The organism is Haloplanus sp. HW8-1 (assembly GCF_023703795.1).
GTDB classification, from domain to species: Archaea; Halobacteriota; Halobacteria; order Halobacteriales; family Haloferacaceae; genus Haloplanus; species Haloplanus pelagicus.
Map to the genome: position 1 here is coordinate 3,312,359 of NZ_CP098518.1, position 18,816 is coordinate 3,331,174.

Annotated in this window: 27 protein-coding genes; 10 read left to right on the top strand and 17 right to left on the bottom strand. The window is 69.3% G+C overall.

Features of this window, described 5'->3' with window-relative positions:
* Positions 1–59: 59 nt before the first annotated feature.
* On the top strand, positions 60–1,970 hold the full coding sequence (locus NBT82_RS17365; RefSeq protein WP_251329356.1) for a DUF2070 family protein: 1,911 nt from the start codon (positions 60–62) through the stop codon (positions 1,968–1,970).
* On the opposite strand, the gene NBT82_RS17370 is transcribed toward NBT82_RS17365, so the two are convergent.
* Entirely contained in the window at positions 1,960–2,163 is a 204-nt protein-coding gene (locus NBT82_RS17370) for an HVO_0649 family zinc finger protein (RefSeq protein WP_251329357.1), read from the bottom strand. The two genes, NBT82_RS17365 and NBT82_RS17370, sit on opposite strands and share 11 nt — an antisense overlap.
* Before the next feature lie 92 nt (positions 2,164–2,255).
* On the opposite strand from NBT82_RS17370, the gene NBT82_RS17375 reads away from it, so the two are divergent.
* Entirely contained in the window at positions 2,256–3,371 is a 1,116-nt protein-coding gene (locus tag NBT82_RS17375) for a DUF373 family protein (protein WP_251329358.1), read from the top strand.
* Here NBT82_RS17375 and NBT82_RS17380 read toward each other — a convergent pair.
* The 4 genes from NBT82_RS17380 to NBT82_RS17395 are packed head-to-tail and all read right to left on the bottom strand — an operon-like array spanning position 3,368 to position 7,250.
* Entirely contained in the window at positions 3,368–4,210 is an 843-nt protein-coding gene (locus NBT82_RS17380; protein ID WP_251329359.1) for a polyprenyl synthetase family protein, read from the bottom strand. The two genes, NBT82_RS17375 and NBT82_RS17380, sit on opposite strands and share 4 nt — an antisense overlap.
* A gap of 38 nt (positions 4,211–4,248) precedes the next feature.
* The gene (locus tag NBT82_RS17385; protein ID WP_251329360.1) at positions 4,249–5,208 is read right to left on the bottom strand and encodes an electron transfer flavoprotein subunit alpha/FixB family protein; all 960 of its coding nucleotides are present in this window, start codon (positions 5,206–5,208) and stop codon (positions 4,249–4,251) included.
* Positions 5,205–5,996: an electron transfer flavoprotein subunit beta/FixA family protein gene (locus tag NBT82_RS17390; protein WP_251329361.1), complete on the bottom strand. Its 792-nt coding sequence runs from the start codon at positions 5,994–5,996 to the stop codon at positions 5,205–5,207. Before NBT82_RS17390 ends, NBT82_RS17385 begins: the two co-directional genes overlap by 4 nt.
* A gap of 42 nt (positions 5,997–6,038) precedes the next feature.
* Positions 6,039–7,250, bottom strand: coding sequence for a helix-turn-helix transcriptional regulator (locus tag NBT82_RS17395; protein WP_251329362.1), 1,212 nt, complete (start codon positions 7,248–7,250; stop codon positions 6,039–6,041).
* 130 nt (positions 7,251–7,380) lie between these two features.
* On the opposite strand from NBT82_RS17395, the gene NBT82_RS17400 reads away from it, so the two are divergent.
* Both NBT82_RS17400 and NBT82_RS17405 read left to right on the top strand, forming a co-directional pair.
* Positions 7,381–8,745 carry a DUF7094 domain-containing protein gene (locus NBT82_RS17400; RefSeq protein WP_251329363.1) on the top strand — a complete coding sequence of 455 codons (1,365 nt, stop codon included), beginning with the start codon at positions 7,381–7,383 and terminating at the stop codon, positions 8,743–8,745.
* Positions 8,746–8,761: 16 nt separating this feature from the next.
* Positions 8,762–9,193 (top strand): type IV pilin, encoded by a 432-nt coding sequence (locus NBT82_RS17405; protein WP_251329364.1) that lies wholly within the window; start codon positions 8,762–8,764, stop codon positions 9,191–9,193.
* Here NBT82_RS17405 and NBT82_RS17410 read toward each other — a convergent pair whose 3' ends face one another.
* The 4 genes from NBT82_RS17410 to NBT82_RS17425 form a co-directional block, all read right to left on the bottom strand.
* Positions 9,194–9,814 carry a methyltransferase domain-containing protein gene (locus NBT82_RS17410; protein ID WP_251329365.1) on the bottom strand — a complete coding sequence of 207 codons (621 nt, stop codon included), beginning with the start codon at positions 9,812–9,814 and terminating at the stop codon, positions 9,194–9,196.
* A 59-nt stretch (positions 9,815–9,873) separates the two neighbouring features.
* A complete protein-coding gene (locus tag NBT82_RS17415; RefSeq protein ID WP_251329366.1) occupies positions 9,874–10,059 on the bottom strand; it encodes a hypothetical protein in 186 nt (61 codons plus the stop codon).
* A gap of 3 nt (positions 10,060–10,062) precedes the next feature.
* A complete protein-coding gene (locus tag NBT82_RS17420) occupies positions 10,063–10,206 on the bottom strand; it encodes a hypothetical protein (RefSeq protein WP_251329367.1) in 144 nt (47 codons plus the stop codon).
* A gap of 188 nt (positions 10,207–10,394) precedes the next feature.
* On the bottom strand, positions 10,395–10,661 hold the full coding sequence (locus tag NBT82_RS17425; protein WP_251329368.1) for a thioredoxin family protein: 267 nt from the start codon (positions 10,659–10,661) through the stop codon (positions 10,395–10,397).
* A gap of 102 nt (positions 10,662–10,763) precedes the next feature.
* On the opposite strand from NBT82_RS17425, the gene NBT82_RS17430 reads away from it, so the two are divergent.
* Genes NBT82_RS17430 through hisE form a run of 3 tightly spaced genes read left to right on the top strand, consistent with a single transcriptional unit; the run spans position 10,764 to position 11,877 of the window.
* Positions 10,764–10,928, top strand: coding sequence for a preprotein translocase subunit Sec61beta (locus tag NBT82_RS17430; protein WP_157689599.1), 165 nt, complete (start codon positions 10,764–10,766; stop codon positions 10,926–10,928).
* Positions 10,929–11,531 (top strand): pyridoxal 5'-phosphate synthase glutaminase subunit PdxT, encoded by a 603-nt coding sequence (pdxT, locus tag NBT82_RS17435; RefSeq protein WP_251329369.1) that lies wholly within the window; start codon positions 10,929–10,931, stop codon positions 11,529–11,531.
* A 37-nt stretch (positions 11,532–11,568) separates the two neighbouring features.
* Entirely contained in the window at positions 11,569–11,877 is a 309-nt protein-coding gene (gene hisE, locus NBT82_RS17440) for a phosphoribosyl-ATP diphosphatase (protein WP_251329370.1), read from the top strand.
* On the opposite strand, the gene npdG is transcribed toward hisE, so the two are convergent.
* The 3 genes from npdG to NBT82_RS17455 form a co-directional block, all read right to left on the bottom strand.
* A complete protein-coding gene (npdG, locus tag NBT82_RS17445) occupies positions 11,874–12,542 on the bottom strand; it encodes an NADPH-dependent F420 reductase (RefSeq protein ID WP_251329371.1) in 669 nt (222 codons plus the stop codon). The two genes, hisE and npdG, sit on opposite strands and share 4 nt — an antisense overlap.
* A 115-nt stretch (positions 12,543–12,657) precedes the next feature.
* A complete protein-coding gene (locus NBT82_RS17450; protein ID WP_251329372.1) occupies positions 12,658–12,843 on the bottom strand; it encodes a hypothetical protein in 186 nt (61 codons plus the stop codon).
* The gene (locus NBT82_RS17455) at positions 12,840–13,700 is read right to left on the bottom strand and encodes a TIGR01548 family HAD-type hydrolase (protein WP_251329373.1); all 861 of its coding nucleotides are present in this window, start codon (positions 13,698–13,700) and stop codon (positions 12,840–12,842) included. Before NBT82_RS17455 ends, NBT82_RS17450 begins: the two co-directional genes overlap by 4 nt.
* A gap of 26 nt (positions 13,701–13,726) precedes the next feature.
* Between NBT82_RS17455 and NBT82_RS17460 the strand changes: the two genes are divergently transcribed.
* The gene (locus NBT82_RS17460; RefSeq protein ID WP_251329374.1) at positions 13,727–13,897 is read left to right on the top strand and encodes a hypothetical protein; all 171 of its coding nucleotides are present in this window, start codon (positions 13,727–13,729) and stop codon (positions 13,895–13,897) included.
* A gap of 85 nt (positions 13,898–13,982) precedes the next feature.
* Here the strand turns inward: NBT82_RS17460 and NBT82_RS17465 are convergent, their stop codons facing one another.
* Positions 13,983–14,603: a beta-class carbonic anhydrase gene (locus NBT82_RS17465; protein WP_251329375.1), complete on the bottom strand. Its 621-nt coding sequence runs from the start codon at positions 14,601–14,603 to the stop codon at positions 13,983–13,985.
* 56 nt (positions 14,604–14,659) lie between these two features.
* Positions 14,660–15,073 carry a UPF0146 family protein gene (locus NBT82_RS17470; RefSeq protein WP_251329376.1) on the bottom strand — a complete coding sequence of 138 codons (414 nt, stop codon included), beginning with the start codon at positions 15,071–15,073 and terminating at the stop codon, positions 14,660–14,662.
* A 39-nt stretch (positions 15,074–15,112) separates the two neighbouring features.
* On the opposite strand from NBT82_RS17470, the gene NBT82_RS17475 reads away from it, so the two are divergent.
* Positions 15,113–15,634 (top strand): archaemetzincin family Zn-dependent metalloprotease, encoded by a 522-nt coding sequence (locus tag NBT82_RS17475; protein ID WP_251329377.1) that lies wholly within the window; start codon positions 15,113–15,115, stop codon positions 15,632–15,634.
* On the opposite strand, the gene NBT82_RS17480 is transcribed toward NBT82_RS17475, so the two are convergent.
* Positions 15,631–16,083 carry a YbhB/YbcL family Raf kinase inhibitor-like protein gene (locus tag NBT82_RS17480; protein WP_251329378.1) on the bottom strand — a complete coding sequence of 151 codons (453 nt, stop codon included), beginning with the start codon at positions 16,081–16,083 and terminating at the stop codon, positions 15,631–15,633. The two genes, NBT82_RS17475 and NBT82_RS17480, sit on opposite strands and share 4 nt — an antisense overlap.
* Before the next feature lie 82 nt (positions 16,084–16,165).
* Here NBT82_RS17480 and hmgA point away from each other — a divergent pair, with 82 nt between their 5' ends.
* Positions 16,166–17,395, top strand: a complete 1,230-nt coding sequence (hmgA, locus tag NBT82_RS17485; protein WP_251329379.1) for a hydroxymethylglutaryl-CoA reductase (NADPH) — start codon at positions 16,166–16,168, stop codon at positions 17,393–17,395.
* Between the two features lie 15 nt (positions 17,396–17,410).
* Here hmgA and NBT82_RS17490 read toward each other — a convergent pair whose 3' ends face one another.
* On the bottom strand, positions 17,411–17,938 hold the full coding sequence (locus tag NBT82_RS17490; RefSeq protein ID WP_251329380.1) for a DUF5817 domain-containing protein: 528 nt from the start codon (positions 17,936–17,938) through the stop codon (positions 17,411–17,413).
* Positions 17,939–17,983: 45 nt separating this feature from the next.
* Entirely contained in the window at positions 17,984–18,754 is a 771-nt protein-coding gene (locus NBT82_RS17495) for a helix-turn-helix transcriptional regulator (protein WP_251329381.1), read from the bottom strand.
* Positions 18,755–18,816 lie beyond the last annotated feature (62 nt).

The window sequence follows — 18,816 nt, forward strand, 5'->3', positions numbered from 1 at the left end:
TGACGACGGCCCTACTGAAGGGAGAGATTTACCACGCCCCGACTCGTCGGGCCGACTGAATGACGGCGACCCAGTCCGACCTCGCGGGGCTGTCGCGGTACATCTTCACCGCCCCCAGTTGGTACGCCAGCCTCGGGTTCGCCCTGATCCTGGCCGCGATGGCCGGCATCGCGGCCTTCGACTCGGGGGACACGTCGCCGACGTGGCGGAACCTGCTCATCCTGGGGCGTGACGCCTGGCAGGGGATCTTCTTTATCGGCCTCCCGACGATCATCGCGTCGGTGGGGACGACCGGCGTCGACCGGTACGTCGGCGGCAAACTCACGCCGAACCGGTCGTCGTTGCTGGCGCTCCTCTCCGAGGTCATCCTCGTCGCCATCCTCACCGTCGCAGGCATCGTCTCGCAGGTGACGATGCTGGGCCAGACGTTCGTCTACGACGCGCTGGTGATCGCATTGGCCTCCATCTTCGCCTTCCGGCTGCTGGTCGTCATGGCCGTCTCACAGTCCTCGCTGCTGATCGCCGCGGTGCCCGCCAGCCTCCAGACCGTCGTCTCGGCGGTCTTCCTGTTCGTCTACAGCGGGACCGTCCGCTTGCTGGAACTCGGCGGTCCGCTCGTGGACGCCTACCTGATGCCCTATCTCTCGCGGGCCTCCGAGGCCCCGCCCGAACTGTGGGTCATCGACGCCAACCACTTCCAACTGCTCGCGATCACGTGCGTGCTCTACGCCGGCGCCGTCTACACGTTCATCCGGGTGATCGACCGACCGTGGCAGCGCAGCCTCGGGGTCTCCGTCCTCGACTTCATCCGCGGATTCGTTGGGCACGTGGCCGAGGGCTCGCGCGAACTGGAGGATTTCTTCGAGAAACTCGGCGAGGAGGCCATCGTCCCCGTGACGGTGCTTTCCTTTCGCTCGGCCGACGGCGACGAGAAGGCCCGGTTCGTCCTCCCGATGATCCACCCGGGGCCGATGGGGGAGATCGGGGGCGGTAACTTCCCCGTTCGGGTGGCCGAACACACCGAGGGGCTGGTCTTTCCGCCCCACGCCACCGCAGGCCACGACTTCAACCTCGTGACCGAACGCGAGGTCGACACCATCCTCGACGCCATCGACGACGCCGAGGAGCGACTCACGTACGTTGAGGAGGCGTCGCGGAGCGTCCGCACGGAGTCGGGCGAAGTGTCGATGCTCGGGCAGGCGTTCGGCGACGACGCCCTGCTGATCGCGACGTACGCGCCCGGGTTCGCCGACGACGTGGAGTTCGGCGTCGGCCTGTCGGCGGCCGCCGAGGCCCGCACCGTCGGCCTCGACGACGTACTCCTCGTCGACGCCCACAACTCCAACAACGGTCTACAGGGCGAGGACCTCGGGCACGTCACCCCGGGGAGCGAGCGCGCGTTCGACATGATCACGGCGGCCAAGCGGGCCGGGCGGCGACTGGGCGAGGCGCCGCGTGGCCCGATCCGCCTCGGCGTCGCCTGGGACCGGACCGAGTGGGACGCGCTGGACGGAATCGGTCCCCTCGGGATCCGCGTCGCCGTCGTCGAGGTCGACGGCCAGCAGACGGCGTACGTCCTCGTCGACGGCAACAACATGGTCCCCGGACTCCGGAGTCGCGTCCTCGATGCGGTGACCGCCGTCGCCCCGGTCGACGCGGCGGAGGTGATGACGACCGATACGCACATCGTCAACAGCGTCGAGGCGGACAACCAGGTAGGGTCGGCCATCGACCACGGCGAGTTCGTCGCGCTGATCGAACGACTCGTCGGGGAGGCCGTCGACGACCTCGAACCGGTGTCGGCCGCGCTGGCGACCGAGCGCACGACGGTGACCGTCTTCGGCAACGACCGGACGGAGACGCTCGCCAGTCACGCGAACGCCCTCGTCTCGATGGGCGGGGCGCTCGCCGCCGTCATCATCCTCGCCGCCATGGCGGCGAGCGTCCTGATCTTCTTCCTCACAGGCTGAGTTCGCGCGTGTCCACCGCGTCACAACTCGGACACCGGTGCCGGTACTCGACGCGCCGGCCGGCAGCGGCGGTCACGCGCCACTCCACCTCGCGGTCCTCGTGTCCACAGGCCGGACACGCCGCCCGTGACTCCTCGTAGTGGGCCCGAAGCCGGCCGAACGGTGTCGACGCGGATCGATCCTTCATTGACATACGTTACCATTAGTCAGGAAACACGTTAACTCTTTGTACCGTTCGGCGGTGGGTCCCGAAAGCAGAAATATCCGGACGGTCTACGGAGTGGCGTGCTCCTGGTGCTCTGTGTGGACCTCGACGACGACCTCGGCCGAAAGACCGGCATCGAGACGCCGGTCGTCGGCCGCGACGCCGTCAGGGACGCCGCCGTCGCCCTCGCCACGACGGATCCGGAGGACTCCGACGTAAACGTCATGTTCCAGGGACTGCACGTGCTCGACGACCTCCGGGACGAGGAGAGCGAGGAGGTGGAGGTGGCGGCGGTGACGGGCGTCCAGGGCAGCGAGGTGCGGGCCACCCGCGCGGTCGGCGAGGAGGTCGACCGCGTGCTCGCGGGACTCGCCACCGGGGAGTCGGTGCGGGCCATCGTCATCACCGACGGCGCCCAGGACGAGTCGGTCCTGCCGGTCATCCGGTCGCGGGTCCCCATCGACAGCGTCCGCCGGGTGGTCGTCCGGCAGGCACAGGACCTGGAGTCGATGTACTACACGATGAAGCAGGTGCTCGCGGATCCCGAGACCCGCGGGACGCTTCTGGTACCGCTCGGCATCCTCCTGTTGATCTACCCCTTCGTCACCATCGCCACCTTCTTCGACATCCCGGGTGCGGCGGTCCTCGGCCTCATCTCCGCGCTGCTCGGCCTCTACACGCTGTTCCGGGGGCTCGGCCTCGAATCGACGGTCGACGAGGTCGCCGATCGGGTCCGGAACGTCCTCTACGCCGGCCGGGTGACCATCATCACGTACGTCGTCGCGGCGGCGCTGCTGATCGTCGGCGGGGCCGAGGGCGTCTCGACGCTCCGGACCGTCGAGGCGGGCGTCCCCGGCGACCCGTCGGCGGTGACGGTACTCGCTGCGCTCGTCAACGGCGCCATCCGATGGTTCGCCGCGGCGGGGATCACCAGCAGCCTCGGGCAGATCACCGACGAGTATCTCGCCGACCGGTTCAAGTGGCGCTACCTGAACGCCCCCTTCTACGTCGCCGCCATCGCGGTCGTCCTCTATGCCGTCTCGGGGTTCCTCCTCCCGCCCCTCGACGAGGTGACGACGCTCACGCTCACGGACCTCGCGGTGGCACTCACGGTGGGAACCTTGCTCGGCGTCCTCAGCACGCTCACCTTCGCCATCGCGGAGTCACGGTATCCGACCGGCGTCGATCCGGCCTAACGCTCCCGGACGACGACGAACTCCGCGAGGTCCTGGAGATAGTCGACCGCGTCGACCTCCTCGGTGTCGGCCGCCGCCAGTGCCGCCAGCGCCCGGTCCGACTCGCGGCGTGCCCGCTCGTTGGCCGCCTCGGGCGAGATGTCGGTCACCTGCACCAGTGACGGGCGGTCCATCTCCGCGTCCTGCCCCGTCGGCTTGCCGAGGTCGTCCGCGTCGGCAGTGGCGTCGAGCACGTCGTCGCGGATCTGGAAGGCGACGCCGACTCGTTCGGCGTAGTCGCCGAGCGATTCGACGGTGAAGGCGTCGGCGCCGCCCGCCACCGCACCTAGCTCCGCCGCCGCCCGAAAGAGAACCCCCGTCTTCCGGCGTGCGAGTTCCATGTACTCCGACTCGTTCGTCGGACGGGCGACCAGTTCCGTCGCCTCGCCCTCTCCGAGTTCGACCATCGCCTCGGCGACGATCCGCATGGCGCGTTCGTTCTCCGAGAAGAGCGCGAACGCCTCGCCGAGCAGGCCGTCGCTGGCGACGATGGCCGGCCCGTAGCCGAAGGCCTCCCACGCGCTCGGCGTGCCGCGGCGCACCGCCGAGCGGTCGATGATGTCGTCGATCACCAGCGACGCGTTGTGGACGAGTTCGACACCCACCGCGAAGTCGACGGCGTCGGCGGGGCTCCCACCGACCGCCTCGCAGGTCAGCACTGTCACCGCGGGGCGGACCCGTTTGCCCCCGGCGAGGGCGACGTGTTCGAGTTCCGCCGCCAGTTCCGGGGGCTCGACCGCCTCGACGAGCGCCTCCAGCCGGTCGTTCACCAGACCGACGCGACGATCCAGATACTCCATTGCCCGGGCGAAAGGGCGGGCGCGGCAAGTACGTGACGCTATGCGAACCGCTCGATGAGTTCGGGAACGACCTCGAACAGGTCGTCGACGATCCCGTAATCCGCGATGTCGAAGATCGGCGCGTCGGGATCGGTGTTGACGGCGATGATCGTGTCCGCACCCTTCATCCCCGCGACGTGCTGGACCGCCCCGGAGATTCCGAGCGCGAGATAGACCGTCGGCGTGACGACCTTCCCCGACTGTCCGACCTGCCGGTTTTTCGGTAGCCAGCCGTTGTCGACGATGGGGCGCGAGGCCGCGACGGTCGCGTCCAGTGTGTCGGCCAGTTCCTCGACCAGTTCGAGGTTCTCCTCCTCCTCGATCCCTCGGCCGACCGAGACGATGAACTCGGCCTCGCCGATGTCCACGTCCCCGGCGCCGACCTCCTCGAACCCACGCACCGTCGACCGCATCGACGCCTCGTCGACGTCGACGTCGAAAGGGATGATCTCGGCGTCGCCGTGGTCCTCCGCCGGGGGCCACTCGCCGCCCCGGACCGTCACGGTGACGGGGTCGGCCGCCACCTCGACCGTCGTCTCCACTTTCGACCCGTACATCTCGCGGGTGACGACGAGGCCGTCCGCGACCGTCAGGTCGACCGCGTCGCTGACCATCGGTGTCGAGAGACGCGTCGCGACCGCGGGGGCGTAGTCGAGACCGTTCACGCTGTTGGGCAGGAGGAGGACGCTGGGCTCGACCGACCCGGCGAGTGCCGCCGTCGCCGCCGCGTACACGTCGTGATTGAACTCCTCGCCCTCCTCGACGGTGTGGACGGCCTCGACGCCCGCGCGGTTCAGCCGTTCGCCGAAGCCGTCGACGTCGCCGCCGATCACGGCGACGTGCAGGTCTCCACCCAGGTCGTCGGCCAGTTCGCGACCCGCGGTGAGCAACTCGAAGCTCACCGGCCGGAGTTCGCCCCGCCGGTGTTCGGCGACGGCGAGGACGTCACCGTCGCTCATTCCGCACCCACCCCCGCATCCCGCAGGACCGTCTCCAACTCGGCGGCCGTCTCTTCGGGACTGCCCTCGAAGAGTGTGGCGTCCGACTCGCTTTCCGGTTTCGCCATCCCCGAAAGCGTCATCTCGCCGTCGAGGACGGCCGGATCGAGGCCGAGGTCGTCGAGCGTTCGCACGTCGAGGTCCTTGCGCTGGGCTTGTCGGATCCCCCGCAGGCTCGCGTAGCGCGGGTCATTGATCCCCGTCTGGATCGTCAGCACGGCGGGCAGGGAGACGGTCGTGAGTTCCTCGACGCCGCCCTCGAGTTCCCGACGGACGGACGCCTCCTCGCCGTCCAGTTCCAGATCGTTCACGACGGCGGCCCACCCGTAATCGAGGTGTTCGGCGAGGGCGACGCCCGTCGCTCCGAAGCCGTCGTCGGCGGCCTGCACGCCCGAGAGAACGAGATCCGGCGTCTCCGCCTCCGCGACGGCCGCGAGGACGCGGGCGGTCGCCGTCGGCTCGACCAGATCCGCCTCCGCGAGTGCGTCGTCCCAGACGCGGACCGCGCGGTCGACGCCCTTCGCCAGGGCCATGCGGATCGTCTCCTCGCTCCGCTCGGGACCGACCGTGACGGCGACGACCTCCACATCGTCGTCACGGTTCTCGGCGATCCGGACGGCCGCCTCGACGGCGTAGTCGTCCCACTCGTTGAGGTCGTATTCGAGGAACTTTTCGGGGATCGTCAACCCCTCGATCTCGAAGTCATCGGCGACTTCGGCGACCTCCTTGACGGTCACGAGAACCTTCATGCTCGGCTCCTTTCCGGGCCGGGAGTAAACGTTTTCCGGAGGCTACGCGTCGGGGTCCTCGTCGGGCAGGGAGATGAGATTCTCGCGGCCGAGACGAAGCTTCTCGACCCGCCCGTCGTCGGCCATCGTCGAGAGCAGTTGCGACACCTTGGCGTCGGACCACCCCGTCTCCCGGACGATCCGTGCCTGCTTCATCCGCCCGCCGTTCTCGTCGAGGAGCCGTTCGACGCGTTCTTCGTCCGAGAGCAACGACGGATCGACCCCGTCGTCCGCATCCTCATCCTCGTCTTCGTCTTCCTCGCCGTCCCCGTCATCGGGGAGCGACGCGCCCGACTCGGTCGCCGTCCCGTCGGCACCGTCCGCGGCGTCTGCCGGGGAAGCGGCGGTCGGGTCCTCGTCGGGCGGGGTCGGCGCCGCCGCGCCGTTTGGACGGTCGTCTCCCGAGTGCGTCCCCGTACCGTCACTGCGGCGGCGAGCGTAGATCGCGGCGGCGACGAGCCCCATCCCCACCAGCAGGGCGCCACCGACGAGCGCCCAGGGCGTCGACTCCTCCGGCGGTTCGGTCGCGGTGCGCTGATAGGAGATGGTGAGGGGTTCGCGGAACGTGTGTGGGCCTTGGATGACCACCGAGCCGTTGTCGAGGCCGAACCGCGTATCGGTCACCCGGTAGCCGGACGGCGTGTCGACGACCAGTCGCTGCGACGGGCCGATCGAGGCGAGCCACGTCCGGTTCTCGGGCATCAAGACGGCGTCCTCGATGACGAATCCGTCCTCGGTGCTGGTGACGAAGTTCGTCCACGTGAACGTGAGGCTGAGGACGCCGGTTCCGTTGGTGATCGTGGCGTTCCGACGGAGGTTCCGGATCGACATCTCCCGTCCGGTCGCGTCGCTCGCTTGCCCGGCGAGCGTCCGGAAGAACCGCCCGTCGAGACTCGTCTCGGCGTCGCCGGCTTCGAACGCGCGGCCGTACCGTTCGAACGCCGCCCGGTCGACCGACGACGAGAGGTTGTAGTGAATCGAGACGTTCCAGCGGGCGTCCCCGGCGGGGTCGGGGTCGATGTAGAACCGGGTGACTATCGGGTCGTCGATGCGAGCGAAGGACGGCCCCGCAAGTGCCGGGCGGTCGACGGGTGACGGAGGGACGGTGCTCCCCGTCCGGTCCGGGGAGGGACCACCGATCCCGGCGACGGCCGTCGCGGGGAGCGTCCCGGTGAGAATGATCAGGAGGGCGAGGAGGGGCGCGGCGATCCGCATTACTTCGTGCGTCTCGATGAGACGGCAAAACGCTTTCCATCGTCACAGAGGCCCTGTCGGCGAGATAGCGGCCGTCAGACGCGAGACGGAAGGCGGGTGTTTTAGTAGCAGGCGATTGTACCGCCGCGGGATGAGAGCCCTCCCCGTTCTCGTGGTTGCCCTCCTCCTTTCGTCCACGGTCGGGGCCACGGGTGGCCTCGCCGGGGTCGTCTCCGAGCCCTCGCCACCGGCGCCCGCACCCGAATCCGGTCCCGAGCCCGCAGCGCTCGACGCCCCGGTCGTCGCCCAGACCGACGAGAACCGCACCACTCTCCGGCAGATCAACGTCCTCGACGTGCCACCGGAGTCGGTCGACCGGTCGGTCGTCGCCCGACACTACGTCGACCTCGGACCCGCCGTTGGACTCTCGACCAACGCGACGACCCACCGCCTGCGGACGCTCGCGATGGTCGAACGAGTACGGCGCGCCGAGACGACCGACCTGCGGCGCGAACGCCTCCTTGCGGCGCTTCGGGACCTGGAGACGGCGGTAGACGAACTGGACCGCCGGCAGACCGCCGCGGTCGACGCGTACAGCCGCGGCGAACTGACCAGCCAGGAACTGCTCGTCACGCTGGTCGGCATCAGCATCACCGCACAGGAACTCAACGACCGGCGGACGCAACTGGAGGAACTGTCCGCCGACACGCGCGGCTTCGACATCGACCGCGGGCGGCTGGCCTCGATCGGGAACCGCCTCTCTGCGTTCATCGGACCGGTCCGGGGACACGCCCGTGCGGTACTCCGTGGCAACGCCGACCCCCATCGGTTCTACGTCGCGACGGGCGCCGGGGGGGTCACCATCTCGACCATCATCGGCGACACGTACGTCCGGGAGGCGTACCGGGGTGACCTCCGAAACGGCGCTGGCTCCGCCATCGAACTCGAAGTCGCCCTCGACATCGTCGCGGAGAGCTATCCGGTCATCTGGAACACGACCCGCGAACAGACGCAGGTGTTCGGCGGCGGCGAGACCTACCCCGTCAGGATCGGCCACAGCAGGGGGGACTTGACCGCGTACGTCGACAGCGACGCCCGCATCGTCTACGCCGAACACCAGCGACGACCGCTGGAGACGGTCGTCACGGACCAGCGTCTCGAGCGCGCCGACGGCGGCCTGCGACTCGTCGTGAACCACACGTACCCCGGTGGCCCCGTCCAGATACGGGTCGTCGACGAGGCGACCGACGATCCCGTCGAGGCGTCCGTCACGATCAAGGCCGGACCGACGCCCCCGGAACCGGTCGGCACGACCGGTAGCGACGGCACACTCTGGACGCTCTCGCCCAACCGACAGTACACCGTCACCGTCGAAGCGCGGGGCACGAACGTCAGCACCGTCGTCGTGCCGGGTGTCCCGCCGCGGGTAGTGGGCGGCGGGGACGGCGGGGACGGGAACGCAACGGCGACGGCGACGCCGATGGACGGCGCCGTCGCTGACCTTTATCACCCGTGACGGCGCCAGCCGGCCCATGGCCGACCGGATCGCAGCGGGACTCCCCGTCGCCGTCGTCCTCGTCCTCGCCGTCGGCGGTGTCGCACTCGGGACGCTGCCAGCGGCGCCGCCGACCGTCGCGGCGACCCTCTCGGTCGACGGGGACCGCGTCCTCCTCACCCACCGTTCGGGATCGGCGGTCGACGTGCACCGACTGGACGTGGTCGTGCGTGTCGACGGCGATCCGCTCGCTCACCAGCCGCCGGTCCCGTTCTTCTCGGCCCGAGGGTTCCACTCCGGACCGACGGGGCCGTTCAACGCCGCCGCCGATCCGACCTGGACGCCGGGCGAGCGGGCCGCCTTTCGCGTCGCGTCGACGAACCGTCCGTCGATCGCTGCCGGTCGGCGCGTGACCGTGGACCTGCGGTGGAACGGGAGACGACTCGCGACCCTGTCGGCGACGGCGTGACTACTCGGGGACGTGAGCCAGCGTCGTGATCGCGATTTCGGGATTGTACGCCGGCCCCATCGTCACGTGGGTCACCTCGGCGAACCCGGCCTCGTCGAACATCCGGTCGGCCTCCGCCTCGTCGTAAAAGAGCATGATCGCGTCGGCGACGCGTTGGAACACCGAACTGCTGGGATAGTTGGGACCGACGACCAGCACCGGCCCCCCGGGTTTCACGATCCGCCGGAACTCGGCCAAGGCGTCGACCGGGTTCGGCCAGTACTCGATGGAGCCCGACGACCAGACCGCGTCGAAACTGTCGTCGGCAAAGGGGAGGCGCTCGGCGTCGCCTCGGTAGAAGTTCACCTCGTCGGTCCGGCCGAACTTCTCGAACGCCTTCTCCATCTGGTGGATGCTCTGGTCGAGTCCGTGGACGTCGTCGGTGTACCGGAGCAGGCCCTCGGTGCCGAAGCCGGTGCCACAGCCCACGTCGAGCACCCGATCGTCGGGAGCGAGATCGAGGAGTTCCAGCGCTTCCGCACGCATCTCCTCGTTCCAGATGAACGGGTTGACCCGGTCGTACACCGTCGAGAGGTACTTGTAGAACAGCCGCGCCCGGGACTTGTCTTCGAGGATCCCCATTTAAATCCCGGTTGGGGTTCGATCGTCATAACGATGGGGATTCCGTGGTGGAACGCCGACTACCGCATCCGGTCGAGCGAGCGGGCGGTCTCCCGATCGGCGGTGATCCACTCGGTGGCCAGTCTCCCGGTGTCGGGGGTAAAGATCGTCAACTCCGCGGGATCGGTCGGGTCGTCGAAGAGACACTCCAGTTCGAACTCGGGGAGCGACCGCAGGTCGACCGTCGAGGCGTCCGTGGCCGACATCGATCACCCGCGACAGCGTACGCACAGTTTCCGTGCGGCCGCATCGGCGTCGGCGGGTGCGACCTGTCCACAGCCCACACATTGGATCCGGGTGCGGGCGTACTCGGTGTGAGAGGCGATACGGGACGTGTTTCGATTCTGGCTCATATGATACCATACGTTCAGGTATACAAATAATTTTGGATTCAGTGAATGGTTTTCGGCGCTTAGTATCCACGATACCGAAAGAAATTCGCGGATACGAGTACGATCGTCCGTCAGTCCGGAAAAAGATGTGATCGCGAGCGGCGTGGCTCGGCGGCGGTGGGGCGCGGAAAACGGGGAACGAAGCGTGGTCAGGCGCCGGCCTGTTCGAGGGCCGATTCGATGTCCGGCCGCTGAGTCACGCCGACGAAGCGGTCGACGATGCCGTCGTCGTTCTCGACGACCACGGTCGGGAGGGACTGCACTTGGTACTCGTTGGCGGTGTCCTGGTCCTGTTCGACGTCGATCTTCTCGAACTCGACGTCCCCGTAGTCGGCGGCCAGTTCCTCCAAGACCGGGTCCTGTGCGTCACAGGGGCCACACCAGTCGGCGTAGAAATCGAGCAGTCGAACGGTCATTGGTCCGTGGCTCGCTACCGGAGCGACCCCGATAAGCGTTCCCCATCCGGCGGTGCCCGCCGGAGCGAAACGTTTAGGCGCGCGACGGCCCCAGAGGGGCGTATGAGTGGAAGTCAGGGCGGCGGCGGACTGATGTCGAGTGCGGGGCTCGTCCGCTACTTCGACGCGGAGGACCGCAACGCCATCCGGATCGATCCCAAGACCATCGTCGCGTTCGGCGTGCTCTTCGGCGTGCTGGTGCAGGTGCTGAACGTCGTCTCGCTGTAGATGGGCGAGCGTCGAATCGGGGTCGTCGCCGTCCAGGGGAACGTGAGCGAACACGTCGCGGCGATCGAACGGGCGGCGGCGGCCACGACCGATGCGGTCTCGGTCGTCGAGATCCGCGAGGCCGGGATCGTTCCCGACTGCGACGCCCTCGCGCTCCCCGGCGGCGAGTCGACGACCATCTCCCGTCTGCTGGGCTCGGAGGGCATCGACGAGGAGATCATCGCCCACGTCGAGGCGGGAAAGCCGGTACTTGCGACGTGTGCCGGCCTCATCGTCGCCTCGCGAGACGCCCGAGACGCCCGCGTCGATACGCTCGGCGTCGTCGACGCCGCCGTCGACCGCAACGCCTTCGGCCGACAGGTCGACAGCTTCGAGGCCCCTCTCGACGTCGCCGGCCTCGACGAGCCCTTTCATGCCGTCTTCATCCGCGCGCCCGTCGTCGACGACGTAGGTCCGGGGGTGACGGTACTGGCCACCGTCGAGGACCGGCCCGTAGCGATCCGCGACGGGCCGGTGGTCGCCACCGCCTTCCACCCCGAACTCACCGACGACGACCGCCTGCATCGGCTCGCGCTCTTCGACCCCCTCGAGGCGACGGCGTAGCGACAGGCCCTTGCCCCCGCCGGCCGTCCGGCCGTCCATGACCGACGAAGACGACCCGGCACCCGACGCCGTCCTCGACGCGCTCTTTGCCACCATCGAGGACCGCCGCGACGAACTCCCGGAGGGCTCCTACACGGCCTCGCTGTTCACCCACGACAAAGGTGAGAACGCCGTCCTCGAGAAGGTCGGCGAGGAGGCCACCGAAGTCGTCCTCGCGGCGAAGGACGACGACCACGAGGACCTCGTCGCCGAATCCGCGGACCTGGTCTATCACCTCCTCGTCCTGCTGGCGATGAAGGATCTGACCGTCGACGACCTGCGCGCGGAACTGGAAGAGCGATTCTAGTCGAACCGCACGCCGAGGTCGTGCATCCCCTCGTTGTTCGTGGCGACGTTGATCAACAGCGGCGTCAGCGCCTCGATTTCGGGGGCGTTGGCGAGCCCACCGGCGTCGAGGGGACGGAGACCGTCGATGCCGTCGGCGAGGAGCCGAACCGTCTCCTTGGCGTCCGGATCGTCGGCGACGAGGAGCGTGTCGATGCCGAGGTCGGCGTCCAGGTCCGCGAGGCGGCCGGCCGCGAGGTTGTGGAACGCGCCGACGACGGGGATACCCTCGGGGGCGGCGTCGACGGCCAGTCGCGTCACGCTCCCCGCGCTGGGGCGGTGGTAGTGAAAGCCGTCCTCGTCGCGTTGCATCCCGGTCGCGGGCGTGACGAGCACGTCGCCGTCGTCGAGGGAGTCGGCGACCGCCTCGACGGTGTCGCTGACGTGGTAGGCGGGAACCGCGAGGACGACGACGCTCGCCCGGTCGGCCGCCATCGCGTTCTCGAAGCCGTTCACCTTGCAGTCGACGCCGCGACTCGACAGTTCGACTTCGTACTCCTCGGCTTTCGTACGGGCCTTGTCGGGATCACGCGACCCGATCACCACCTCGTGGTCGGTGTGGAACGCCCACCGGAGGGCGAGCCCTCCGCCGATGTCGCCGGTACCGCCGAGTAGTGCGATTCGCATGGTCCGACTGTGGACCCGCGGGAAGTAAGCGTGTCGGGAGTGGCCTTATAGTCGCGATCGAACGTCATTGCACAGCTGATCGCAGTACGGCGTCCGATCGGCTGGGCAAACCGTTTCAATCGCCACGATATTCTCCGCCGACGGCGACGAGGTAGGCGACGACGATGGCGACGACGGCGCCCGGGAGGAATCCCCTGAGTAGCGTGTACGGGTCCGGCGGCGAGGTGAGGGCGACGACCACGACCACGACAGCGACGAGGGCGGCCGCGACGGCGACGAACCGGAACGGATCGGGCCTCACGACTCCAGCAGGGCCGGCAGGTCGTTCACCGTCTCGATCACTGCCGCGGCGCCGGCATCCTCGTAGGCCAGACGTCCCGACTCGCCGGTGAGGCCGCCGGTGAGGACGCCGATCCCGTGGTACGTCCGGTCGGGATCGGTCGCGGCCGCGTTCGCCGCGGTCCGCACGTCGTCGAGCGTATCGCCCGCGAAGGCGACCCGCTCCGCGTCCAGCCGCTCCGCCAGCGTCGTCAGCGCCCGAGGGTGGGGTTTGCCCTCGTCCCAGTCGTCCATCGTGAATCGGCGGGCGTCGGGGACCGACAGGCCGACCCGGCCGAGGGCGATGGTCGCCTCGGCGGCGGGCCGTCCGGTCAGGACGCCGACCGGGAAGCGATCGGTGAGCCTTTCGATCGTCGCGTCCTCGACGAGGACGGGTTCGTCGTGGATGTAGCCGCGGGCCTCGAAGGGTGGCTCGGCGCCCTCCAGGTCGCGGTAGAGGTCCGCACCGAGGTAGAGCGCCTGGAAGGTCTCGCGCAGTTGCCCGGGATCCCAGCGGTCGAAGGCGTCGTCGCCGATGTCGGCGTCCCGAACGACCGCCTCGGCGGCGTCGAGTCCGCCCCCTGCGGCGGCGACGGCGTCGGTGAACGTCGCGACGTCGCCCTCGTATCCCGCCTCGCTGGCGAGGACGTAGAGCGCCGCCGCGTACGTGAGTTCCCAGTCGTTGTTGAAGCCGCCGGCGTCCTTGAACCGCTGTACTCCGGCGTCGTCGACCGTCCGTCCGTACACCCGGTCGACGGACTCGACGATGGCCCGGCGGTAGGAGTCCGCCACGTCGACGAGCACGCCGTCGATGTCGAGGACGACCGCGTCCGCGTTCATGTGCCGTGGCCGTCGCGTCGGGGCAAGTGCTTTTCCATCCCTCCTCGATCGGGGGGACCGCGTCGCCGTCGGGGTCGGTCGGGATCGCCGGTCGCCGGTTCACCCGCTCTAAGCGGCTCCCGCTCGACGGCGACGGAGTGGTCCTCCACGCCGTTTCCCGCATCCCGCGAGCGTTCGCGGCCGAGCAGGTCCCGTAGAAGCGCCGCGTTCGGGACCGTCACTTCGAGCGCCGTGTGCGGGACATCCAGGCGGTCCGATGCGTCGGACGGGGGGATACGGTGCCTACTCGACGCGTGTGCTGATCTCCTCGGCGATCCGGCCGCCCGGGTAGCGAAGCTGGCCGCTCTCCACCTCGTAGACGTAGCCGTGGACCGTCGCGTCGACCAGCGGGTGTTCGTCGAGATAGCGCACCTGGGCGGCGCAGGCCTTATGGATATCGTCGGTCATGCGCACCCAGTCGGCCACGCCCGCGTCGCCGATGGAGAGTTCCGGAAGCGCGGGGTCGAGGTCGACGTCGTCGAGGCTGCCGCCCGCCGCGGCCTCCAGTCCCTCGACGACGGCGTCGTCGGGCGCGCTCATCATCCCGCAGTCGGTGTGGTTGACGACAATGATCTCCTCGGTGTCGAAAAACTGGGTCGTCAGCGCCGCCGACCGGATCACGTCGTCGGTCACCTTCCCGCCCGCGTTGCGGTAGATCTGGGCGTCGCCGAGTTCGATGCCGAGCGCCTCCTCCACGGGGATGCGCTCGTCCATACACGCGATGACGAGCAACTGCTTGTCCGTCGGAATCCCCTTCCGTCGCCGCCGGGCCCAGTCGGCGTGGGCGTCGACGGCCGCGTCGACGGAGGTGTGGTGGTGGCCCGGTTCGCGGTCGGCGTCACCATCGTGTGTGTCTTCGGACATATCCTCCGGTGGGGGCGCCGGCGGCTTCGCCGTTGAGCCCTCGGCAACGATGCCCGCTATCTCGGACGGGCGAGATACAGCGTCTCGCGGCCGACCGACTCGCGCTCGACCGGGACTGTCGGCTCCTCGAAGCCGAGGGTGGTAAAGCGGAAGTCGGCGCCGGCGGCGCGGGCCACGTCGCGGGCGGGACACTGGAGTTCGGCCGGGAGGTTGAGGGCGTAGACGGCATCGGCGCGGTAGGGGGGGCCCGGATGCCCGCCGTCGCCGAGACTCTCGGCGCGCGCCACCACGTCGTCACGGACGAAGGTCACGCCGTCGGGGACGGGCACCTCGACCACATCGACGGCAGTGACCGTACACCCGGCGTCGGTGAGGGCCGCCGCAACTGCCGGCCTGCGACCGATCCCCACCTCGACGAGGCGGTCGTAGGCGGCGAGTCCGTCGACGATTTCGGCGCGCGTGGCGGTCACGTCGGGATATTTATAGCGGGGCCGCGCTTAATCTCTCGCATGCTCGTCGACATCGTGCCGATCGGGGACGTGCCGGCACAGGTGAAACGCGAGGCTTCTTCCGGTCTGCGGGCGGTCTACGACTGTGACGTGACGGTCCACGACGCCCAGCCGATCCCCGACGGCGCGTTCGACCGAAGTCGGAACCAGTACCGCGCCGAGGAGTTCATCGAACTCGCCAGCCGCGAAGGGTCCGGCGAGAAGAACATCGGCATCACCTCCGAGGACCTCTACTACCGTCGCCGGAACTACGTCTTCGGCCTCGCGTACCTGAACGGCAACGGCTCCGTGGTCTCGACCTATCGTCTCCAGACCTCCTCGGACGGGGGTATCACCTCCAAACCCCAGTCGGAGGTGTTCGCCGATCGCGTGCGCAAGGAGATCATCCACGAGATCGGCCACACTGTCGGCCTCGAACACTGCGACAACGAGCGCTGCGTGATGAGTTTCTCGCCCACCGTCCGCGAGGTCGACAAGAAAGAGCAGAACCTCTGTGGCTCCTGCGACCGGACGCTGTTCTAGGGCGCGTACGTCCCCTCGTAGGTCGCCTCCTCGACGACGTGTCCCTCCATCGCCCGCTCTAAGTCCTCGAGCGTCGCGCCGGCCGGGACCTCCAGTTCGTCGTCGAGCGCGAACAGCCGGAACCGGTAGGTGTGCTCCCCGTCCGGCGGGTTCGGACCGCCGTAGCCCACTTCGCCGTAGTCGTTCTCGCCCTCGACGGCGGTGGCGGTCTCGGTCGACCAGTCCTCGGGGATGCGTTTGCGCGTCGGGTTGACGTTCCACACCAACCAGTGTCGCCACACCTTTCCCGCGGGTTCGAGCGCGTCGGGGTCGTCGACCACGAGGACGAGCGACGCGGCCTCGGTGGGGGCGTCGGTGATCTCCAGGGGCGGGTTGACGTTCTCCTCGGTGTAGCCGTACTGTCGGGGGATCGGGTCGCCGTCGCGGAAGGCGGGACTGGATAGCTCCATACGTGGGCCTGCGCGCCCCGACGAATTATGTTTGGTGCACGGACCGGTAACGCTTAGGCGCGGGGCCAACCACGGGTCGGGCATGACCGACGATTCGGGCACGACCGACGCGAGCGCCCTCGTCGAGCGGGTCCGCGACGGCGACCTGCGCGTCCACGAACTCGAAGACCACGCCGACGCCGATACGGCGGCGACCGCACGCCGACGCCTCGTCGAAGCCGAGACGGGTGCCGACCTCGACGCCGTCGGCGCCTACGGGTTCCCCGCCGACCGCGCCGACGCGAACGTCGAGAACATGATCGGCGCGGCCCGGATCCCGATGGGCGTCGCCGGGCCGGTGACCGTCGACGGCGGCGCGCTGGCCGGCGAGCGGTACCTCCCGATGGCGACGACCGAGGGGGCCCTGGTCGCCAGCGTCAACCGCGGCTGTTCGGTGATCGACGCCGCGGGCGGCGCGACCGCCCGGGTCACCAAGTCGGGGATGACCCGCGCGCCCGTCTTCCGGGTGGGCGACGTGGCCGAGGCCGAGGCGCTCGTCGAGTGGGTCCGTGACCACGAAGACCACCTCCGCGAGGCCGCCGAGGCGACGACCAGCCACGGCGAACTCCGGGGAGTGACTCCCTACGTCGTCGGCGACTCGGTCTTCCTCCGGTTCCGGTACGACACCAAGGACGCGATGGGGATGAACATGGCCACCATCGCCACGCGGGCGGCTGCCGACCTGATCGAAGCGGAGACGGGCGCGTCGCTGGTCGCGCTCTCGGGCAACCTCTGTACGGACAAGAAGCCGGCCGCGATCAACGCCGTCGAGGGGCGAGGACGAAGCGTCACCGCCGACGTGACGATCCCCCGCGAGGTGGTCGAGGAGCGTCTCCACACCACGCCCGGGGCGGTCGCCGAGGTGAACACCCGCAAGAACCACGTCGGGAGCGCGAAGGCCGGCAGTCTCGGCTTCAACGCACACGTCGCCAACGTCGTCGCCGCGATGTTCCTCGCAACGGGGCAGGACGCCGCCCAGGTGGTCGAGGGGGCCAACGCCATCACGACCGCCGAGGCGCGCGAGGAAGGCCTCTACGTCAGCGTCTCGCTCGCGAGTCTCGAAGTGGGAACCGTCGGCGGCGGCACGAAACTGCCGACACAGAGCGAGGGCCTCGAACTGCTCGGCGTGGCCGGTGGCGGGGACCCGGCCGGATCGAACGCCGACGCCCTCGCCGAGGCGATCGCCGTCGGCGCGCTTGCCGGCGAACTCTCCCTGATCGCGGCACTCGGTTCGCGCCACCTCTCCTCGGCCCACGAGTCGCTCGGACGGTGAGGCCGTACGGTCGACCTACAACAGCCGGTACGTGCCGTCGGACTCGCTGACCTCCCCCCGGCACACCAGCCGATCGAGCAGGTCGGCCGCGGCGTCGGCCGGGACGCCGTGGTCGGCCGCGTACGCGACCACGGCGGCCTCGTCGGGGGCATCGAGCGTGCGAAGGGCGTCGCGAACGACGGCCGGTCGGCTCCGATTCCCGGCGGTCCCGGTCGCCCGCTCGCCCGCCGCCTCGGCGGCGTCAGCGTCGATCCCTGCCGCGTCGAGATACTCGTCGTCGTCGACGACGGCCTCGTCGGCCGCAGCGTCCATGTCGGCGGCGTGCGGCGTCGCCGCGAACACGTCGGTCGCGTCGGCCCGCTCCGCGAGCATCGCCGCGCGGGCCTCGCGGGCCTCGTCGCGGTCCGTGGCGGTGTAGAAGCGCTTCAGGCTCGCCGTCCGATGACGGTGTCGACAGCGGGGACAGGTCGCCGTTTCGGCCGTTTCGGGGTCCGCGAGCAACCACAGCGCGTGACACTCGGAGCAGCCGACCACCGCGTACATGTCGAGGGGTTGCTCGCTATCGGTAATGAACCCGTCGCCCCAACGCTACGACAGCGGCTCCGCGCGGTCGAGATACCGCTCGACCGATCGCTCGGCCCAGTCGACGACTGCGGCGTCGTCGCTCTCGAGGAGTGGCCCTGGCATCCCCTCGAGGTCGGTCGACCCGACGAAGGCGTGACGGTCCGCGACGCCGAGGGCGAACGGCACGTCGTCGACGACGTGGACCGCGACGCTCGACGCGTCGAGCAGACACCGGAACCGGTCGCAGTACGCCGGCGAGAACCGGGACGGGGTGGGCGTGGCGTCTTCGAGGACGAGCGTCACGTCGGGGGGCCGGTCGCCAGTCACCCGGTCTACGAGTTGTTCGACCGTATCGCGGAGGAGAAACGGCGCGACCTCCCGCACCTCCGTCGCCTCGGCACGGAGTTCGAGGAGTCGGTCCACGGGGGCGGTGGGGTCGTCGTCGGGTCGAACCACGGTGGCGTCGGCCAGTACCTCGACGTCGAGGTCGAACGCCGAGGCCGGGGTCCGTTCGAGAAAGGGTCGGAACCGGCGGGCAGTCCGTGCCCGGTCGCGGAAGCGGTCGTAGGCCGAGAGTATCGCCTCACCGAGCGCCGTGAGTTCGTACCCGTCGGCCGCGGGACGCACCCAGCCACGCGACTCCATCGTCCGGAGCGTGCGCTTCAGCGTTCGGCGGGACGTCGCCACCCGCTCTTCGAGTCGCCGTGCCGGGAGCGCCCCGGCGTCACGGAGCGCAGTCAGGGTCTCGGGACGCGTCTCCGACCCGAGCAGGTATTCGAGAGCGCCGTCCGACATCCGTCCCTATCCAGTGACTCGTCGGGGGGCTAAAACCCCCGGCGTGATCCACCATGCAGGCG

Coding starts and splice junctions, on each gene's coding strand:
- NBT82_RS17365 (WP_251329356.1), top strand. CDS start 60: ATGACGGCGACCCAGTCCGACCTCGCGGGGCTGTCGCGGTACATCTTC.
- NBT82_RS17370 (WP_251329357.1), bottom strand. CDS start 2,163: ATGTCAATGAAGGATCGATCCGCGTCGACACCGTTCGGCCGGCTTCGG.
- NBT82_RS17380 (WP_251329359.1), bottom strand. CDS start 4,210: ATGGAGTATCTGGATCGTCGCGTCGGTCTGGTGAACGACCGGCTGGAG.
- NBT82_RS17385 (WP_251329360.1), bottom strand. CDS start 5,208: ATGAGCGACGGTGACGTCCTCGCCGTCGCCGAACACCGGCGGGGCGAA.
- NBT82_RS17390 (WP_251329361.1), bottom strand. CDS start 5,996: ATGAAGGTTCTCGTGACCGTCAAGGAGGTCGCCGAAGTCGCCGATGAC.
- NBT82_RS17395 (WP_251329362.1), bottom strand. CDS start 7,250: ATGCGGATCGCCGCGCCCCTCCTCGCCCTCCTGATCATTCTCACCGGG.
- NBT82_RS17400 (WP_251329363.1), top strand. CDS start 7,381: ATGAGAGCCCTCCCCGTTCTCGTGGTTGCCCTCCTCCTTTCGTCCACG.
- NBT82_RS17405 (WP_251329364.1), top strand. CDS start 8,762: ATGGCCGACCGGATCGCAGCGGGACTCCCCGTCGCCGTCGTCCTCGTC.
- NBT82_RS17410 (WP_251329365.1), bottom strand. CDS start 9,814: ATGGGGATCCTCGAAGACAAGTCCCGGGCGCGGCTGTTCTACAAGTAC.
- NBT82_RS17415 (WP_251329366.1), bottom strand. CDS start 10,059: ATGTCGGCCACGGACGCCTCGACGGTCGACCTGCGGTCGCTCCCCGAG.
- NBT82_RS17420 (WP_251329367.1), bottom strand. CDS start 10,206: ATGAGCCAGAATCGAAACACGTCCCGTATCGCCTCTCACACCGAGTAC.
- NBT82_RS17425 (WP_251329368.1), bottom strand. CDS start 10,661: ATGACCGTTCGACTGCTCGATTTCTACGCCGACTGGTGTGGCCCCTGT.
- NBT82_RS17430 (WP_157689599.1), top strand. CDS start 10,764: ATGAGTGGAAGTCAGGGCGGCGGCGGACTGATGTCGAGTGCGGGGCTC.
- pdxT (WP_251329369.1), top strand. CDS start 10,929: ATGGGCGAGCGTCGAATCGGGGTCGTCGCCGTCCAGGGGAACGTGAGC.
- hisE (WP_251329370.1), top strand. CDS start 11,569: ATGACCGACGAAGACGACCCGGCACCCGACGCCGTCCTCGACGCGCTC.
- npdG (WP_251329371.1), bottom strand. CDS start 12,542: ATGCGAATCGCACTACTCGGCGGTACCGGCGACATCGGCGGAGGGCTC.
- NBT82_RS17455 (WP_251329373.1), bottom strand. CDS start 13,700: ATGAACGCGGACGCGGTCGTCCTCGACATCGACGGCGTGCTCGTCGAC.
- NBT82_RS17465 (WP_251329375.1), bottom strand. CDS start 14,603: ATGTCCGAAGACACACACGATGGTGACGCCGACCGCGAACCGGGCCAC.
- NBT82_RS17475 (WP_251329377.1), top strand. CDS start 15,113: ATGCTCGTCGACATCGTGCCGATCGGGGACGTGCCGGCACAGGTGAAA.
- NBT82_RS17480 (WP_251329378.1), bottom strand. CDS start 16,083: ATGGAGCTATCCAGTCCCGCCTTCCGCGACGGCGACCCGATCCCCCGA.
- hmgA (WP_251329379.1), top strand. CDS start 16,166: ATGACCGACGATTCGGGCACGACCGACGCGAGCGCCCTCGTCGAGCGG.
- NBT82_RS17490 (WP_251329380.1), bottom strand. CDS start 17,938: ATGTACGCGGTGGTCGGCTGCTCCGAGTGTCACGCGCTGTGGTTGCTC.
- NBT82_RS17495 (WP_251329381.1), bottom strand. CDS start 18,754: ATGTCGGACGGCGCTCTCGAATACCTGCTCGGGTCGGAGACGCGTCCC.